General features: G+C 59.1%; 16 protein-coding genes, 3 tRNA genes and 1 pseudogene. 10 read left to right on the plus strand and 10 right to left on the minus strand.

All coding sequences use genetic code 11. The features are described 5' to 3' along the window. A pseudogene (locus ACWGTO_RS31290) lies at positions 1–61 on the minus strand (GTP-binding protein); the annotation flags it as partial. A 297-nt stretch (positions 62–358) separates the two neighbouring features. On the opposite strand from ACWGTO_RS31290, the gene ACWGTO_RS31295 reads away from it, so the two are divergent. Further along, positions 359–1,246 carry a DMT family transporter gene (locus ACWGTO_RS31295; protein ID WP_454578615.1) on the plus strand — a complete coding sequence of 296 codons (888 nt, stop codon included), beginning with the start codon at positions 359–361 and terminating at the stop codon, positions 1,244–1,246. A gap of 62 nt (positions 1,247–1,308) precedes the next feature. Here ACWGTO_RS31295 and ACWGTO_RS31300 read toward each other — a convergent pair whose 3' ends face one another. Further along, positions 1,309–1,566: a GlsB/YeaQ/YmgE family stress response membrane protein gene (locus ACWGTO_RS31300; RefSeq protein WP_454578616.1), complete on the minus strand. Its 258-nt coding sequence runs from the start codon at positions 1,564–1,566 to the stop codon at positions 1,309–1,311. A 130-nt stretch (positions 1,567–1,696) separates the two neighbouring features. On the opposite strand from ACWGTO_RS31300, the gene ACWGTO_RS31305 reads away from it, so the two are divergent. Beyond that, a complete protein-coding gene (locus ACWGTO_RS31305) occupies positions 1,697–2,158 on the plus strand; it encodes a YidB family protein (RefSeq protein WP_454578617.1) in 462 nt (153 codons plus the stop codon). Between the two features lie 76 nt (positions 2,159–2,234). Here ACWGTO_RS31305 and ACWGTO_RS31310 read toward each other — a convergent pair. Together ACWGTO_RS31310 and ACWGTO_RS31315 are read right to left on the minus strand one after the other, a co-directional pair. Beyond that, positions 2,235–2,308, minus strand: a tRNA-Gly gene (locus tag ACWGTO_RS31310). A gap of 29 nt (positions 2,309–2,337) precedes the next feature. After that, positions 2,338–2,422: transfer RNA gene (locus tag ACWGTO_RS31315), tRNA-Tyr, on the minus strand. A 210-nt stretch (positions 2,423–2,632) separates the two neighbouring features. On the opposite strand from ACWGTO_RS31315, the gene ACWGTO_RS31320 reads away from it, so the two are divergent. Further along, positions 2,633–3,487 carry a TrmH family RNA methyltransferase gene (locus ACWGTO_RS31320; protein ID WP_454578618.1) on the plus strand — a complete coding sequence of 285 codons (855 nt, stop codon included), beginning with the start codon at positions 2,633–2,635 and terminating at the stop codon, positions 3,485–3,487. A 124-nt stretch (positions 3,488–3,611) separates the two neighbouring features. Here ACWGTO_RS31320 and ACWGTO_RS31325 read toward each other — a convergent pair whose 3' ends face one another. The 3 genes from ACWGTO_RS31325 to gcl form a co-directional block, all read right to left on the minus strand. Next, on the minus strand, positions 3,612–4,529 hold the full coding sequence (locus tag ACWGTO_RS31325; RefSeq protein WP_454578619.1) for a 2-hydroxy-3-oxopropionate reductase: 918 nt from the start codon (positions 4,527–4,529) through the stop codon (positions 3,612–3,614). 158 nt (positions 4,530–4,687) lie between these two features. Beyond that, a complete protein-coding gene (hyi, locus tag ACWGTO_RS31330; RefSeq protein ID WP_454578620.1) occupies positions 4,688–5,485 on the minus strand; it encodes a hydroxypyruvate isomerase in 798 nt (265 codons plus the stop codon). Between the two features lie 27 nt (positions 5,486–5,512). Next, positions 5,513–7,294 carry a glyoxylate carboligase gene (gcl, locus tag ACWGTO_RS31335; protein WP_454578621.1) on the minus strand — a complete coding sequence of 594 codons (1,782 nt, stop codon included), beginning with the start codon at positions 7,292–7,294 and terminating at the stop codon, positions 5,513–5,515. Positions 7,295–7,498: 204 nt separating this feature from the next. On the opposite strand from gcl, the gene bhcR reads away from it, so the two are divergent. Together bhcR and ACWGTO_RS31345 are read left to right on the plus strand one after the other, a co-directional pair. Beyond that, positions 7,499–8,320, plus strand: a complete 822-nt coding sequence (gene bhcR / locus ACWGTO_RS31340) for an HTH-type transcriptional regulator BhcR (protein ID WP_454578622.1) — start codon at positions 7,499–7,501, stop codon at positions 8,318–8,320. A 133-nt stretch (positions 8,321–8,453) separates the two neighbouring features. Then, positions 8,454–8,822 (plus strand): hypothetical protein, encoded by a 369-nt coding sequence (locus ACWGTO_RS31345; RefSeq protein WP_454578623.1) that lies wholly within the window; start codon positions 8,454–8,456, stop codon positions 8,820–8,822. Between the two features lie 56 nt (positions 8,823–8,878). Here ACWGTO_RS31345 and ACWGTO_RS31350 read toward each other — a convergent pair whose 3' ends face one another. Both ACWGTO_RS31350 and ACWGTO_RS31355 read right to left on the minus strand, forming a co-directional pair. Next, complete coding sequence (locus ACWGTO_RS31350) at positions 8,879–9,187, minus strand: BA14K family protein (protein WP_454578624.1); 309 nt, start codon at positions 9,185–9,187, stop codon at positions 8,879–8,881. A gap of 224 nt (positions 9,188–9,411) precedes the next feature. Continuing rightward, positions 9,412–9,579 (minus strand): hypothetical protein, encoded by a 168-nt coding sequence (locus ACWGTO_RS31355; RefSeq protein WP_454578625.1) that lies wholly within the window; start codon positions 9,577–9,579, stop codon positions 9,412–9,414. 158 nt (positions 9,580–9,737) lie between these two features. Here ACWGTO_RS31355 and ACWGTO_RS31360 point away from each other — a divergent pair. Next, a tRNA-Thr gene (locus ACWGTO_RS31360) sits at positions 9,738–9,813 on the plus strand. A 136-nt stretch (positions 9,814–9,949) separates the two neighbouring features. Here ACWGTO_RS31360 and ACWGTO_RS31365 read toward each other — a convergent pair. Then, the gene (locus ACWGTO_RS31365; protein WP_454578626.1) at positions 9,950–11,515 is read right to left on the minus strand and encodes a hypothetical protein; all 1,566 of its coding nucleotides are present in this window, start codon (positions 11,513–11,515) and stop codon (positions 9,950–9,952) included. A 60-nt stretch (positions 11,516–11,575) separates the two neighbouring features. Here ACWGTO_RS31365 and ACWGTO_RS31370 point away from each other — a divergent pair, with 60 nt between their 5' ends. From ACWGTO_RS31370 to ACWGTO_RS31385, 4 genes are all read left to right on the plus strand, one after another. Further along, positions 11,576–12,130, plus strand: coding sequence for a hypothetical protein (locus ACWGTO_RS31370; RefSeq protein WP_454578627.1), 555 nt, complete (start codon positions 11,576–11,578; stop codon positions 12,128–12,130). 169 nt (positions 12,131–12,299) lie between these two features. Then, positions 12,300–13,091 carry a hypothetical protein gene (locus ACWGTO_RS31375; RefSeq protein ID WP_454578628.1) on the plus strand — a complete coding sequence of 264 codons (792 nt, stop codon included), beginning with the start codon at positions 12,300–12,302 and terminating at the stop codon, positions 13,089–13,091. A gap of 857 nt (positions 13,092–13,948) precedes the next feature. Further along, positions 13,949–14,752 (plus strand): hypothetical protein, encoded by an 804-nt coding sequence (locus tag ACWGTO_RS31380; protein ID WP_454578629.1) that lies wholly within the window; start codon positions 13,949–13,951, stop codon positions 14,750–14,752. A gap of 368 nt (positions 14,753–15,120) precedes the next feature. After that, positions 15,121–15,873: a DUF927 domain-containing protein gene (locus ACWGTO_RS31385; protein WP_454578630.1), complete on the plus strand. Its 753-nt coding sequence runs from the start codon at positions 15,121–15,123 to the stop codon at positions 15,871–15,873. The last annotated feature ends 42 nt before the right edge of the window (positions 15,874–15,915 follow it).

Raw genomic sequence — 15,915 nt, forward strand, 5'->3', positions numbered from 1 at the left:
CGTGACCAATCGTGCCGATGTTCACATGAGGCTTAGTGCGCTCGAATTTACCTTTTGCCATAGTCTCTTTCCTTGGACGGCCTTGACCTTCAGTTCAGTCGAATGCGGGGCGATTAGCGACTACGGCCGAAAAACACAAGTGCCTTGTGGCCGGGTGCGCTGTCCACTCGGTCAGAACCGATGATCCGATTGCGGGGATATGGCGCTGATATAGGAATGCGCGACGGGAAATGAAATGGGGGCTGCAGGCTTCGCCGCCTGCCTGCAATTCCCGCCCGTCTCCTGGCCTTTACCTGCCGGATGGGCAGCCCGCGCGTGGCCCATTGCCGCTGCGGCGCCGGTCTGATTTGCTCGTCCGATGCATTTCATCCCCACCCCCATACGCGGCCCGCTGTTCATGATCGTTTCGACGGGGTCCTATCTCGTCAACGACACGATGATGAAGCTCGCGACCGCGGGCCTGCCGTCCTATGAAGTGCTGTTCCTGCGCGGGGTCGCGGCCACTGCGTGGGGCGTGCCGCTGCTGTTCTTGCTGGGCTACGGCAGGCAGATCCCGCTGATCTTCGACGGCAAAGTGCTGCGCCGCAACCTGCTCGAGCTGGCGGCGATCCTTTGCTACGTGGTGGCGCTCGCCAACATGCAGATCGCGGATTCGACCGCACTCGGGCAGATCACCCCGCTTCTGATGCTGGTCGGTTCCTCCATCCTGTTCGGCGAGCGGATCGGCGCCCTGCGCATGGCGCTGATCGGGCTCGGCTTCGCCGGTGCCGTCATGGTGGCGCAGCCGACCATGGAAGGCATCTCGGTCTATGCCTTGCTGGCGCTCGGAAACGCGGCATTGGCTGCGGCACGCGATCTCGCCGGCAGGCGGGTCCCGGCCGAGGTGCCGGGCATGATCGTCGCCATTTCCGCCGTCGTGGTGGTGCTGATCGGCGCGGGTGCCGCGCATCTCGTTTCCGAGCGCTGGGTGATGCCGGAAGCCCGTCACCTGCTTTTGATGGCCGGCGCAGGGTTTTTCCTGATCTTCGGCCACTTCTTCATCTTCATGGCCTATCGCGTCGGGCCGACCGGCGTCGTGGCGCCGTTCTACTACTGCTTCACCGTCTGGGCGGTCATTTCAGGTGTGCTGGTGTTCGGACAGTTCCCGAATGCCTTGGCTGTGTGCGGCATCTTGCTGGTGGTGGCGAGCGGACTGACCATCGTGTCGCTGGATGAACGCAAGCGCAGGCTGACCGTCGTCGCCTGACCCCTACAGGCAACGCATCGAAGCAGACCTGGCCGGAAAACCTTCTAGAGCAGCCTTGGCGCTTAAAGCGTCCGCTTGCCGCTGATCTGGTGATAGGCCCACAGCACGACGACCGAGCCGACGATGGCGACGATCAGGCTCCAGATGTTGAGGCCGGTGACACCCACGCCGAAGAGTTGACTGGAGATCAGGCCCCCGACGATGGCGCCGACAATGCCGAGTGCGATATCCATGATCAGGCCTTGGCCGGTCTTGTTGACGATCTTGCTGCCAATGAAGCCGGCGATGGCGCCAAGGATGATCCAGCTGATGATGCCCATTTTTCCTCTCCATTCCCCTGCCGGCCGATCATGGTCACATGATTGTCAAAAGCTCAAGCCAACTTGAAATTCGGCCCGCGTGCGCCATTCTAGCGATGGGACGGGCTTGGTCGCTATGGAGGATTGACCTATGGGACTTTTTGACAACGCCGTACCCGGCGGCAACATCACCAAGCCGTTGATGATCGCGCTCGGCGCGCTGCTGGTCGGAAAGATGCTGAGCAGCCGAAGTGCCGAACAGCCGGACGAACCCGCACAGCCTCAGGCGCCCGCCCCTACAGGAACCACCGCCTCCGGCGACGGCGGCCTGCTCGGTGGACTGGGCGGACTGCTCGACAGATTGAAGGACGCCGGCCAGGGCAACGTCGCTGACTCATGGGTCGGCACCGGGCAGAACCAGCCGATCAACGCCAACGATCTTGGCAAGGCGATCGGTCCGCAGGTCATCCGCGAGATCGCGCAGAGGACCGGGCTCGACGAGCAGGAGCTGCTCAAGCAATTGTCCACCGCCCTGCCCGGCATCGTCGACAAGCTGACGCCGAACGGCCAGGTGCCGCAGCAGCACCAGGTCGCGTCCGCGTTCAACAACTAGGGCGGCGCGAACACGAACGGAGCGCGCTGCGCGCATCCCGCAGCGTTCCGACTTACAGGTCATTGTGATGGAAGTTTGGAGCGGGTAGCGGGAATCGAACCCGCATATTCAGCTTGGAAGGCTGCTGCTCTACCACTGAGCTATACCCGCGCGTCGTTTCAAGGCTCGCGGGCTGGCAGTGGTGGAGAGGGTTGGATTCGAACCAACGTAGGCTAAGCCAACGGATTTACAGTCCGTCCCCTTTAACCACTCGGGCACCTCTCCAGCCTGCCGTCGAAGCCTTGCAACGAGGCATTCTCGCCGATCCCGTCGAAACCGAGGTCTTGTCCGAAATCAGCGAAGCGCCTTATGGCGGCAAGGCCAGTGGGTGTCAACCGCACGTCTCGGCAAAATGCGCTGAATTTGACGGCCCGCCCGGCAAGCCGGCTTTCTGCCTGTATCCATGCCCCTGCGACACCGCTATAGAAGCCGGCCATGAGCAATGACAGCAAGCCCAAGACCGCCAAAGACACCCACTACGCCAAGCTGCGCCGCGCCCATCGCGACGAGAAGGCCGGCGGCGCGCCCGCCTTCCGGCCGCGCCAGCCGGTCCCGCCTGGCGAAAACGCCGCAGACGGGCTGGTGCGGCTTTATGGCCTGCATACGGTACGCGCCGCGCTCGACAATCCGCGCCGGCGAATCCGCAAAATGCTGGTGACGCGCAATGCCGCCGAGCGGCTGACCATCGCCGACCTCGCCGCTCTGCCGTTCAAGGCCGAACTGGTTGAGCCCCGTGACATCGACAAGGTCACCGGTTCGGACGCCGTCCATCAAGGAGTGCTGATCGAGGCCGAGCCGCTGAAGCCCAAGCGCCTCGACGCGCTCGGCGACACGAAACTGGTGCTGGTGCTCGACCAGGTCACCGACCCGCACAATGTCGGCGCCATCCTGCGCTCGGCCGTCGCCTTCGGCGCCGGCGCACTGATCACCACGGCCCGCCACAGCCCGCAAGAATCCGGCGTGCTGGCCAAATCCGCATCCGGCGCGCTGGAACATATCGACCAGATCGAGGTGAAGAACCTGGCCGACGCGCTGGGCCAATTGCACAAGGCCGGCTTCCAGACCATCGGCCTCGATTCGGATGGCCCGGTCGAACTCGAAAAGGGCTTTTCAGGCGACAAGATCGCCCTCGTGCTCGGCGCCGAAGGCAAAGGCCTGCGCCAGAAGACGCGCGAGACGGTCACCACCCTCGCCCGCCTCGACATGCCCGGCGCGATCCGCTCGCTCAACGTGTCGAACGCCGCGGCGGTAAGCCTTTATGCGGCGCGGGCTTTCTTGAAGCGCGGCTGAGACGGCAGGCCGCCCAGGAGACATAACGAAACGAGAAACGGGCTCCGGCGGCAGGTGCAGGAACCCGTTCTCTGATCGGACAAGATTTGGCAGCTTGGGAACGTTGCGCCGCCCTCTCCTGACCTTATGCTGCTTTTCCTTTGGCTGCAGCTGCTTCGCTGCCGACCTCGAAATTCGCCATACGCTCCAGCGCACGAACCAGTGCCGAGTGATCCTCTTTCGCCCCACCATTGGCCGCGCAGGAGTTGAAAAGCTGCTGCGTGATCGACGTGTTAGGCAGTGAAACGCCGAGCGCCTTGGCGCCTTCCAGCGCCAGATTGAGATCCTTCTGGTGTAGTTCGATGCGGAAGCCCGGCGCGAAGGTGCGCTTGACCATGCGCTCGCCATGCACTTCGAGGATGCGCGACGCCGCCAGCCCGCCCATCAGCGCCTGCCTGACCTTGGCTGGGTCGGCGCCGGCTTTCGATGCAAAAACAAGCGCTTCGGCGACGGCTTCAATGGTCAGCGCGACGACGATCTGGTTGGCGACCTTGGTGGTCTGACCGACGCCGTTCGGCCCGACAAGCGTGATGTTCTTGCCCATCTTCTCGAACACAGGCTTGGCGCGTTCGAACGCCTTGTCCTCGCCGCCGACCATGATGGTGAGCGAAGCCGCCCTGGCGCCGACCTCGCCGCCCGACACCGGCGCGTCGAGATAGTCGCAGCCGAGATCGTTGATCTTTTTCGCGAAGGTCTTGGTTTCGATCGGGGAGATCGAGCTCATGTCGATGACCAGCTTGCCCTTCGACAGGCCCGAGGCAACGCCATTGTCGCCGAACAGCACATCGGCGACCTGCGGCGTATCGGGCACCATGGTGATGACGATGTCGGCGGCTTTCGCCACCGCGGCGTGGCCGGTGACGGACTTCAGGCCCTTGGCGATTAGATCGGCCGGCGGTTTCGAACGGTGGTCGCTGGCGACGACGGTGTAGCCGGCATCCAGCAAATGCCCCGCCATCGGCGCGCCCATGATGCCGAGGCCAATAAAGCCGATGGTTTCCATTTTGGTTTCTCCAAACGATTGCGTGAGACACCCCATCATCCGGCCCTTCGGGCCACCTTCTCCCCGAGGGGAGAAGAGACAGGCGTCAGAGTTGACGATCTCTTCTCCCCTCGGGGAGAAGGTGGCCGCCTAGCGGGCGGATGAGGGGGCCTTTAACCTTAAGCCGCAGCGCTCCCCTGCCCGGCAAGCTCGTGGAACCACCCCAAGCCCGCCTCGGTGCCTGCCTTCGGCTTGTACTCAGCCCCCACCCAGCCGGCATAGCCGATGCGGTCTATATGCTCGAAGAGGAAGGGATAATTGATCTCGCCCGTCCCCGGCTCGTGACGGCCGGGATTGTCCGCAAGCTGGATGTGCGCGATGCGGCCAAGGTTTGCCTCGATGGTACGGGCGAGATCCCCCTCCATGATCTGCATGTGATAGATGTCGTATTGCAGGAACAGGTTCTTCGAGCCGACGCGGTCGATCAACGCCAGCGCCTGCTCCGAGGTGTTGAGGAAAAAGCTTGGAATGTCGCGGGTGTTGATCGGCTCGACCAGAAGCCGGATGCCGGCCTGCTCCAGCTTTTCGACCGCGAAGGCGAGATTCTCCGCAAAGGTGTTTTCCAGCACAGCGCGATCCGCTCCTTGCGGCGCGATGCCGGCAAGGCAATTGACCTGTTCGCAGCCGAGCGCATGCGCGTAGCTGATCGCCTTGGCGATGCCCTGCCGGAATTCCGGCACGCGGTCGGGCAGCACGGCAATGCCGCGCTCGCCCTTTGCCCAGTCGCCGACCGGCAGGTTGAACAGCACCTGGCTGAGGCCATTCTTCTTCAGCCGAGCAGCCACCACCTCAGGCGCATGGTCATATGGGCCGATATATTCGACGCTTTTGAAGCCGGCGCGGGCGGCGGCGTCAAAACGGTCGAGGAAATCATGTTCGCCGAAGAGCATCGACAGATTGGCTGAAAAACGCGGCATTCTTTTTCTCCCTGATCCCGCCAAGACTCAATCGAGCATCACGATCGCCGTCGGCGCATCCTCATGGCTTTCGGCAAGGTCCTCGAATTCGGTGATCTTGTCGATTTCCGTGCCCATGGAAATGTTGGTGACGCGCTCGAGGATGAATTCGAGCACAACCGGCACCTGATGTTCCTTCATCAGGCGCTGCGCTTCCTTGAACGCGCCGGCGAACTCTTCCGGTTTCCGCACCCGGACCGCCTTGCAGCCCATCGCTTCGGCGACCGCGACATGATCGACGCCGTAGCCGGCCTCCGGATCGTTGGCGCGGTTGACGTTCTCGAAGGCCAGACTGACCTCGAAATCCATCGAAAAACCGCGCTGCGCCTGACGGATCAGGCCGAGATAAGCGTTGTTCACGACGACATGAATGTAAGGCAGCTTGTGCTGCGCGCCGACGGCCAGTTCCTCGATCATGAACTGAAAATCATAGTCGCCCGACAGCGCCACGATGGTGCGGTCCGGATCGGCGGCGCGCACGCCGAGTGCCGCCGGCAGCGTCCAGCCGAGCGGGCCGGCCTGGCCGCAATTGATCCAGTTGCGCGGCTTGTAGACATGCAGGAACTGCGCCCCGGCGATCTGCGACAGGCCGATCGTGGTGACATAGGTCGTATCGCGGCCGAACGCCTTGTTCATCTCCTCATAGACGCGCTGCGGCTTCAGCGGCACCTGCTCGAAATGCGTCTTGCGCTTCATCGTCTTCTTGCGGCCCTGGCATTCCTTCGCCCAGACCGACCAGTCGCGCAGTTTTCCCGCCGTCTTCCACTCGGTGGCGACGTCGAGCAGCATCTTCAGTGCCGCCCCCGCATCCGAGACGACGCCGAGATCCGGCGCGAAGACGCGGCCGATCTGGGTCGGCTCGATATCGACATGAATGAACTTCTTGCCCTTCGTATAAACTTCGACCGAACCGGTGTGGCGGTTGGCCCAGCGATTGCCGATGCCGAAGACGAAATCGGCTTCCAGCATGGTCGCATTGCCGTAGCGATGCGAGGTCTGCAGCCCGCACATGCCGGCCATCAGCCGGTGATCGTCGGGGATCGCGCCCCAGCCCATCAGCGTCGGGATAACAGGAACCCCCGATATTTCGGCGAATTCGATGAGGAGATCGGACGCATCGGCGTTGATGATGCCGCCGCCGGCGACGATCAGCGGCTTTTCCGCCGCGTTGAGCATCGCCAGCGCTTTTTCCGCCTGGGCGCGCGTCATCGCCGGCTTGAACGGGACAAGCGGCTCATAGGCGTCGATATCGAACTCGATCTCGGCCAGCTGCACATCGACCGGCAGGTCGATCAGCACCGGACCCGGCCGCGACGAACGCATCAGGTGAAACGCCTTCTGCAGCGCCATCGGCACGAGATAAGGCTCCATGACAGTCACGGCCCATTTGGCGACCGGCGCGGCAATCGCGGCAATATCGACGGCCTGGAAATCCTCTTTGTTCAGCCGCGCCCGCGGCGCCTGGCCGGTGATGCACAAGATGGGGATGGAGTCCGCCGCCGCAGAATAAAGACCGGTGATCATGTCGGTGCCGGCCGGGCCTGATGTGCCGATGCAGAGCCCGATATTGCCTGCCTTCGCCCTCGTGTAACCTTCGGCCATATGCGAGGCCGCCTCGACGTGGCGCGCCAGTATGTGGCGGATCGTGCCCCTCGCCTTCAGCGCCGAGTAGAACGGGTTGATCGCCGCGCCCGGCACGCCGAAGCCGCAGGAAATGCCTTCCTTTTCGAGAACGAGAACCGCTGCATCGACAGCGCGCATCCTGGCCATGTCCAGCCTCCGCAAGTTTGTTGGTTGGCTGATAATGCCAGTGCCATTCTGATTTTTCAATTTTTTCAGAATATTTTTTCATTTCGAGAAAACTGCTTCTGACACCTGATTCTATTTGGCTTTTCGTTTTCCAAGAATCCGGCAACGCAAATGAGTGAAAAACTTTTTCATTGCTTGTTCGGTGAATTCGGAGAGAATGACGCCATGGAAACCAGCGAAAAACGTCAGCGCGGCCGGCCGCGCGCCTTTAACGGGCCGGCCGAGGCCGGCTCGGTGCAGTCGCTCGACCGCGCCTTGCGCATTCTGGCGATTGTTGCCGAGGGCAGCGGCTTGTCTCTCAGCGAGATTGCCGGGCGCAGCGAACTTGCCGCCTCCACCGCCTACCGCATGCTGACGACGCTGCAGAACCACGGCATGGTCGAATTCGACACCAACCACCAGCTGTGGTCGATCGGGGTCGAGACCTATCGCATGGGCGCGGCCTTCCTACGCAGCCGCAAGCTGGTCGACCGCGCCCGTGTCGTCATGCAGGAGCTGATGGAGAAGACCGGCGAAACCGCCAATCTCGGCGTCGCCGAGGACGATTGCGTCGTCTTCGTCAGCCAGGTCGAGACGCATCAGGCGATCCGCGCCTTCTTCCGCCCGGGCACGCGCAGTTCCTTCCATGCCTCCGGCATCGGAAAGGCAGTGCTGGCGCAACTCGAGCCGGAACGCGTCGCTACTATTTTGCGCAAATCGGGCCTGCAGCGCTTTACCGACAAGACATTGTCCGACATTTCGGCGCTTGCCCACGATCTGGCCGTCATTAAGCATCGTGGCTGGTCGGTCGACGATGAGGAGCGGCATCCAGGCATGCGCTGCGTGGCCGCCGCCATCTTCAACGAATTCGGCGAGCCGATCGGCGGCGTTTCGGTGTCCGGTCCGACCGTGCGGGTGACGCCGGAGCGACTGGCCGAGATCGGGCCGCTGGTGCGCGATGCCGCAGCTGAAGTGACGAAGATGATCGGCGGACATAGAGCAGGCTGATCGGCCGCCTTATGGAAGCGCTCGTATGCAGAGCCGACTAGATGATCGTCTTGCCGCGATCTCCGGATGCATGCAAAAGGGCAGGATGCGCAAAACAATTCAGCATTTGCTCGCCGCGCCATTGTGCGGTTGCGTGGCAACGTCACCTCTGCCCGACGCCGGCAGCAGCCAGCGTGCCGAACCCATCGCCGTCTCACTCGCGCTTGAGGAGACCATTACCATTGGCGTGCGCCAGCATTTGAAAAATCCCGTTACCGCAAGGTTCGGGCCGATCCTTGCCGGCGAGCGCACGGTGAACGGCAGCAAGGAGATCGTGGTGTGCGGCTCTGTCCAGGACAAGAACGCTGCCGGCGCCCCTGCGGGCTACGAACCGTTCCTTGGCAAGATCCATCCGGATGCCGACAACAGCTTCGAACTCGCCGCAATGGGCAACACGCCGCAAGCCGGGATTGCGGATGCCTGCCGCGCAGCAGGGTTGCCGATCGACGCGCAGAAATCCTAGGGAACAAATGAAAAAGGGGCTCGCGAGCCCCTTCTTCATTGCCTGAAGCCGACCTGTTAGAGGCGGCAATAGTGGCGGTAGCCGTCATAGCCGACATAGGTGTCGGAGTACGGATCGTAGCTGGCGTAGCGGTTGGCACAGCGGCGGACGTGCCAGGAACCACCCTCGTCGTCGACATAGACGGTGCGCGGCTGCTGGCTGAGCAGGCTGCCGAGAACGAAGCCGCCAACGCCGGCGGCAATGCCGATGCCGATTTCGCGGTTGTGATGATGGCTGTGGGCGGCCGAAGGCTGCACGGTGCCGACCAGCGAGGTGGCGGCGACGGTGCTGGCGATGAGGGCCGAAGCGATTTTGCGCGTGAACATGACGATCTCCTTGTTTCGTTGGAGAGGCGATCCATCCGCCTCTTGATCGTCTGTCGCAGCGAGCAGGAAAAAGGTTCGAAGGTTGTTTGAGATTTTTTCTCGAGCCTGAAAAACCCTGCTGTTACCGGCTTTCATCGCTCTCCGGGCCTCGGCGCCACACAGTGCGAACAGGGAGTAGCGAATAGCGAGTAGGGAAAGGGCTTCCTATTCGCTATTCGCTTCGCTCAACCCATCCCCGTCACATGCCGCAGCCAGAAGGCGAGCACGACGAAGCCGACGATGGTGGCGATGCCGGTCCAGTCGATTTTGGCGCTCTTCACGTCCTTGATGAGCTTCACCGCGAGAAACCAGGCAATGACGACGAGCGGGAGAATGATGACAAGTCTGATCATGCGAGCCCCCTAACCAGGCGATTGCACCTTCACAATATGTAGGAACCGATTTGGCGGTTTTCAGCATGGCGCCGCTGGCCGGCCGGCCGGGTCCATTAGCAATCGAAAACGGAGTTTTGTCTTTACTGGCGCGGCAAATATGCTAACCGGAGCGCCATGCCCTTGTAGCTCAGCTGGTAGAGCAGCGGTTTTGTAAACCGAAGGTCGGCGGTTCGATTCCGTCCGGGGGCACCAGAAAAATCAATAACTTAGGTGCATTCTACGACTCTCGGAGATGCAGAATTGCTTCTCTTGGGTAATTGCAGGGGTAAATGTGCCGTCTTAGCTCTGATGGTAGACCAGTAGGTTTTTAGGTCGGCGCTCGAGTCGCTCAGGCGGCACCACTCGGCTTCTTTTTCCACCAAGGAAGTAGCTCGCTCGGATCGAAGGCAAACGGCTTTGCCTCGTCGAGTTTCGGCACGGCGTCGTTCCGCACCTGTTCAATGCTCCAGCCTTGATAGTATGGCTCTGCGGCGGCCTTGAGGGCTGCGAGAAGTTGCTCTTCGTTCGACAGCGTAAGCATGACATCTAACTCCCTGATAGGGCAGAAGATAGGATGTCGCCTGTCTTCATCGATCATATCTGGCTCTTTATCGATAGAGATTCTCCTAGCCTCGGCGACTAACCTGTCGCGGAGGGGGCGCGACGTCTGAGTCCAGGCGTCCATGGTCAGGACCACGGCCGACGCGTCGGCATCCACACGAAATGCGATGATCCCTCGTCGGACATGCGAAAAGAATCGCCAAAGCTGAAAAATCGCCTTTGCGATCTGGGCGTATCCGTCTTTTGCGCTTTCCACGGGATCGTCAGCGTACTGGGCCTCAAAGGTAAGTTTGGTTGCTTTGCATTCAAAGACCGCAACGACACGCCCAGCTTGCATCAAAAGGACATCGGGCGTGTCCACCGGATTCTTTTTGTATCGGTACCTCACAGCTGGAGCGCATTCGAAGCCGGGACAATGCGCTTTGATCGATTGACGAGCATATTCCTCGAAGCGGCTCGTAGCGTCATTCGTGATGGCAGTTCCACCGCTTTGGATATCATAGTAGAGGCCCATCGTTGCTCGCAGGACGATCAGCGCTGGCAAAGGCGCGATGTACTGTTTGCGATAGCCCAAATCCCGACGGACAATAGGCTTGATGCGCAAATAGCTAGGCTCGTAGATGACCGGCAATGTTGAACCAGCGCTGGCCTCGAACTTGCTCAAAAGCTGACGCGACTCATGCCGAATTAACCAGATATCTCCTGAAAGAAGGTTCAGACTGTTTTCTAACGCGTCCGATGGTATTCCGAGTATATCCAAACTGGGAATTGGAGGACACCACGGACCGCTCATCAAATAGCTGAAATAGGCGAATGCTACGCCCAAGAAATTCGAGACAGAAACTCCATATTTTCTCTCAAAATAGCTCGCACATTCACCCTGCCCGTAAATGAACATATATCGATAGATATCGGCGAAGTTAGAAAATCTTCGTTGCCAACCAAACTGGCGATGCCCAATGCGATGGACCTCCATCAATACGTTGGTATCGTCGACCCTTCCCGGCGTTTCATGATCTTCAACTGAACGAAGAAGGTTCACTATTTTTGCAACTGATTCGAATTCGCGCGTGTTCAAAAGTCGGGTTGGCGTTCTCGCCTTCACCGTATTAAAATTGAGCGTGATAAGAGTTTCGAGGTCCCATGGAAACGCTGAGTATTTCGAGGTTAGGTCTTTTGTCACCGCCTCCTTGGGATAGTTAAGGAATCTGGCGGCCTTTCCGCTTCGCCCGTCTTGTATAGCGTGCACAGCCCAAACCATGCAGAGGAATGCGGCGTCATCGGTTTCGGAAAGGTACTTGCGGAGCAGTGGCAGCGCGGTCGCTGGATCAATCCTGTCCTGTCTTTTTGCCAATCAGCACCACCTTATATTCGACAAGAATCAAAACCGGTCTCTGTCCAACGGATTATGGTAATGGATTTATCGCTCGCAATATCGTTCGTTGCACTTCTCATTTCGATCTTTGTCACCGGCTGGACCGTCTATCGCGATGTCATCCAAAAGCCGACGTTTCGCGTCACGGCTGCTGTGAAGTCGATCCTACAACAACATCGCGATCCGATAGGACCCGACTTTTGGGTTCAAGCCTTAAACATGGGACCACTGCCAAACAGAGTTGGCGTTGTCGTTGCCCGACCATCTTGGTTCAATCGAACGTTCCATAAGGCGCGGAGCGCGTTCATTACCCACGACTACGATCATTTGGGCTCAACAGCGAAGGGACAACGCGTCGAGGTGGGTGACGCCGTCAGCTTCGTTTTTCCATTGAATGGGGATTTCTCATTTGAGAATTTCGCCCAAATGGGCGTTACTGATGGCTACGGGCGAATTCATTGGTGTAGCCGGAAGAACTTCAATGCGGCAATTTCGGACGCGAAAAAGCATTTAGGCAAAGTGCCTAAAGCCCAATCAACCCCTGCGGTTACCCCTGCCGCGACCCATGGCGTGTGGTGGCAGGGTAATCGTTGAATTCGTTGCGAATTCAAGTCCGTTAAATCGGGCACCGTCTGTTTGGATATTTGCTGCCGTAGCGCTTTGACAACTCGATTGTGCATCGACGAGATTTACCTCTAGGCATGTTAGCGAAGAATCGTCGGTAGCCGCACGCGAACCGTCGATCGGTAACTGGGAGGAGCTGGTGACCGTAGACGAATTGATGAACCTGGGCCAAGCCTACCGGCTGATTTGCAAGGCGCTTAAAGACAAAGCTATAGCGGAGCGCCGGTTGCTGTCAGCATTGGCCGAATCCAAAATTCGAGCAACCGCGGGTATATTAAGACCACACTATGACGACGGCCGCGACGCAGACCAAATTGAATGTCCAATAGACGCCAACCTATGGAATAGCGCCGCACCCACTTTTTATCTTGATGAAGTTGAATTTACTTTACAACGTCCCAAGTCAAATGAAGTCGATATAATCAACGGCAAGTTGGTTTGGCGCGATTACCAGACAGACGATCCCCCATCAAATGCCATCCGGGAAGAAGGAGGGTCAGACAATGAAACAGAATTGAACGATGGGGTCGAACAACTCGAGGATGAACCCACAACATACACAGCGTATGAAGTGCGCCTGAACTCGAATGATATGTTTGGCCAGTTTCCCAACGCGCGTAAATACGAAACTATCCTACATAGGCGAGAAGCCCAAACCCTTGGCCCGAAGGGCGAAAGCCTGGCCGGTGTGGCGACTATCGGCGATTCAAAAACCAGACGCCGGAATCCGGGAGGCCGCCCAATGATGGAGTATTGGATCGATGCTGCAGCCTACGTGGCAGCCTTCGTCGTGGAAAATGACCAGATTCCCACCGACGACATGTTGAAAGACTTTTTCGATCAAATGGACAAGTCGCCAGATGAGCGACAGATCCGTCGTTTTACCGCGGTACTTCGCAAGCAATTGCCGAGGTTCAAAGAGCGGTTTTGACCGGTTTCGTCCGGTTCTACCCGTCACAACCTCCCTGGACCAAGCTACATCCCACCTCGATAACTAACGAGGTGCGACATGACATCCCACGAGATCAGATATTTGAACGCCAGATCGGTTTGCGCTCGATATGGCGTGAGCCCGATGACCCTGTGGCGATGGGCCCGAGATGAAGACCTTGCTTTCCCATCGCCAATGTACATCCGACGTCGCCGCTACTGGCAAGAGACCGCGCTCGCCGAATGGGACGTTCAACCTCGGTGCGCCACCGATAAGCGTGGTCGGGAGCGGAGGCGCCCGTCCGTAAAGGTCCTGAGGCTCGAAGATCTGGTCGGTAGGGGTGAACGACCATGAGCACTACTGCCCACTCTGAAGCTCAAAAGGGCCCCCTCGCTCGATGGGACGCTCGGCCTCGCGGCCCCGCCAAACGTGCTCCCTGCGGGGTCTCCCCATCGTAAAGAACTTCATCCACCTTGAATGATCAGGTGGACCTAAATCGGGAAAAACACTGAGCCCAATGGCACAGGCGCGCGATCAAGGCCTCCTGCCGTGGCTCATTAATCGTCGAAGGAAACCGACATGTCCCTAGTCCTCCCAGAAATGACTACGAGTTCCTGCAAACCGATCAAAACCCTAAACGCCGAAATGGTGTGCGAGCGCTTCGGCATCGGTGAAAGGACCTTGTATCGATGGCAAAACAACTCAGCGTTCGCTTTTCCCGAACCGCTCTACCTGCAGGGACGTCGTTACTGGCCTGAAGGCGAGATCGCAGAATGGGACGCCCGCACATTTGGCGAGACTGTAGTCGTCAGCCAGGACCCTATGCGCCCCACCACAAGACCGGCGGGGTAACCACTATGTCCATCATCATCCCCGAGTGGTTTTTCAGCATCCCCAAGGCCGAACGACGACCAAAGGAGCCTTCGCCCAAAGACCTGCAACAGCTGTCGAGAGAATGGATAACCAACCTGCGATGTTCCAGGACAGGTCGAGAACAGGAGCGGCATACTGTAGCGAACGTCCTGGAGGCCTGCGAACCCTTACGCCGGTGTCATTCAGCCGCCTGCCCTATGTGTTCGGCAGCGGCACAACGCTGGGCCATGGCGGAGCTGGCTGAGCTATGGCCTGAAGAGACGAACCTTGTCTCGATGACCATGATCGTAGCTAAACTGCACCGGCCTGTCGGCAGGCTTGCAGCTATCGAGCTGTTGTCGATCAAGCGGCACCTTCAAAGGAAATTCGAGGCAGCCGAGGTCAATGGTGTACCTATTTGGGGCTACTTGGACGTTAGCCACAACGTGCATGCCCACGATCACTATGAGGAGCACTGGGCGCCGCACCTCGCTTTCGTGACGCTAGCCGGAAATGAAGCCGATCTGGACGTTCTGAAGGGAACCCTTCAGCGCAACGAGTCATCCAAGCGGCCGCACCGAACAGACCAGATCACTGACTGGGAGTGGCAGGTCTCTTATGTCTGTAAATTCAGACCGACCAGGCGCGTAGAGTTCGAGAAACAGACGTCAGGAGCGCGACCAACGAAGCACTGGCTTCACCCAGCGCAGACCGTCGAGTTCCTTTTGTGGGCTGGTCAACATCACCCAGTTGACAGGTTTTTTCTTCTTGGAATGCGCCGATACGGAAACGGATTGAAACTCCTTTAGATCGCGATTTTGTCGTCACGAAAAACACCTGAAAACGCTCTTCGCGATCATTCCGCACATCATCCGATAGCGGAGTCGCATGCGTTCTCGGCAATCCACATCACTACACTACACCCCCAAACCAGAAGTCGGACTCTCGACCCCGGATGTTGTCTGAGTTTCTGAGTTTCTGAGATTCTGAGTACGGGTGCGTCAACTAGAAGGAAAGCCAGATGCCTAATGGTCAAAAACGCCAGACAAAGCTGGAGGCGTCAAAGTGGGCTGCTCGCCGCCTGAAGCACGAGCGCACAGGCGCCCTCTCGATCGAGTTCACAGTTCCGACTGGGGAAGCAAACGGCATGCTCGCAACGTGCAGGGTCGGGAACGAAATGACCTCCTCGGAGATACTACGAGAACTCCGGAGATACACATGTGAGCTTCGCGGAGCATCAGACGCCAAACTAGTTCAGCAACTTGTAGACGACCTCTCACCTCAGTATGGAGTCCTGACGGATAAGCCCGGATGGAAAGGCATGAAAGCGGGCAGACCAACTGCGTTCATCACGCCAACGCGGACAATTGGGCCGGCCAGAGGGAACTTTGTCTGGCTTGGAGGCGGCTCTCTAGAGAATCTGCAAATCGGGCGTCTCAAAGGCGACCTGCAGCAGTGGAACGAGACGTACGGGCGGTTTGCAAAAGCCTCGGACTATGTGTCATTTTCGATTATGTGCGGCCTAAGCGGTCCCCTGCTGCGGTTTGCAAGCCTACCCGAACTCCCTTGCTTCAACCTATTTGGCGAAAGCAGCGTGGGCAAGACAACAGCTGCGCGCGTTGCCGCCGCAGTGTTTGGGAACCCGAAAAGCCTTCAGCATTGGGGAAAATCAGAGCGTGCGTTGGAGGAAGCCGCAGCAAGTGCCAATGACCTGACGTTGGTTCTAAACGCCGCTGAACGCATGTCCTTTTCGAAGAAACGAGACACGCTAAGTTTCGTGGTTCATCAAATGGTCGAGGGTCGATCCTTCACAAGATCGCGGGCGGTGGACGCCAACCTGCCTGACCTCAGCTGGCGAACTTTGATCCTTTCAACTAGCAATCACCCCGGCGAAAGAATGGCTGCTGATTGCGGTGCGGCGCGACAATGAAGGTGCGAGCGTTGCGTCAATCAAGATGAGAATGCTGGCGGG

The sequence above is a fragment of the Mesorhizobium sp. PL10 genome (assembly GCF_053714315.1).

Excerpts from the sequence above, each read along its gene's own strand:
- ACWGTO_RS31295 (WP_454578615.1), top strand. The coding sequence starts at position 359 with ATGCATTTCATCCCCACCCCCATACGCGGCCCGCTGTTCATGATCGTT.
- ACWGTO_RS31300 (WP_454578616.1), bottom strand. The coding sequence starts at position 1,566 with ATGGGCATCATCAGCTGGATCATCCTTGGCGCCATCGCCGGCTTCATT.
- ACWGTO_RS31305 (WP_454578617.1), top strand. The coding sequence starts at position 1,697 with ATGGGACTTTTTGACAACGCCGTACCCGGCGGCAACATCACCAAGCCG.
- ACWGTO_RS31320 (WP_454578618.1), top strand. The coding sequence starts at position 2,633 with ATGAGCAATGACAGCAAGCCCAAGACCGCCAAAGACACCCACTACGCC.
- ACWGTO_RS31325 (WP_454578619.1), bottom strand. The coding sequence starts at position 4,529 with ATGGAAACCATCGGCTTTATTGGCCTCGGCATCATGGGCGCGCCGATG.
- hyi (WP_454578620.1), bottom strand. The coding sequence starts at position 5,485 with ATGCCGCGTTTTTCAGCCAATCTGTCGATGCTCTTCGGCGAACATGAT.
- gcl (WP_454578621.1), bottom strand. The coding sequence starts at position 7,294 with ATGGCCAGGATGCGCGCTGTCGATGCAGCGGTTCTCGTTCTCGAAAAG.
- bhcR (WP_454578622.1), top strand. The coding sequence starts at position 7,499 with ATGGAAACCAGCGAAAAACGTCAGCGCGGCCGGCCGCGCGCCTTTAAC.
- ACWGTO_RS31350 (WP_454578624.1), bottom strand. The coding sequence starts at position 9,187 with ATGTTCACGCGCAAAATCGCTTCGGCCCTCATCGCCAGCACCGTCGCC.
- ACWGTO_RS31355 (WP_454578625.1), bottom strand. The coding sequence starts at position 9,579 with ATGATCAGACTTGTCATCATTCTCCCGCTCGTCGTCATTGCCTGGTTT.
- ACWGTO_RS31370 (WP_454578627.1), top strand. The coding sequence starts at position 11,576 with ATGGATTTATCGCTCGCAATATCGTTCGTTGCACTTCTCATTTCGATC.
- ACWGTO_RS31380 (WP_454578629.1), top strand. The coding sequence starts at position 13,949 with ATGTCCATCATCATCCCCGAGTGGTTTTTCAGCATCCCCAAGGCCGAA.
- ACWGTO_RS31385 (WP_454578630.1), top strand. The coding sequence starts at position 15,121 with ATGACCTCCTCGGAGATACTACGAGAACTCCGGAGATACACATGTGAG.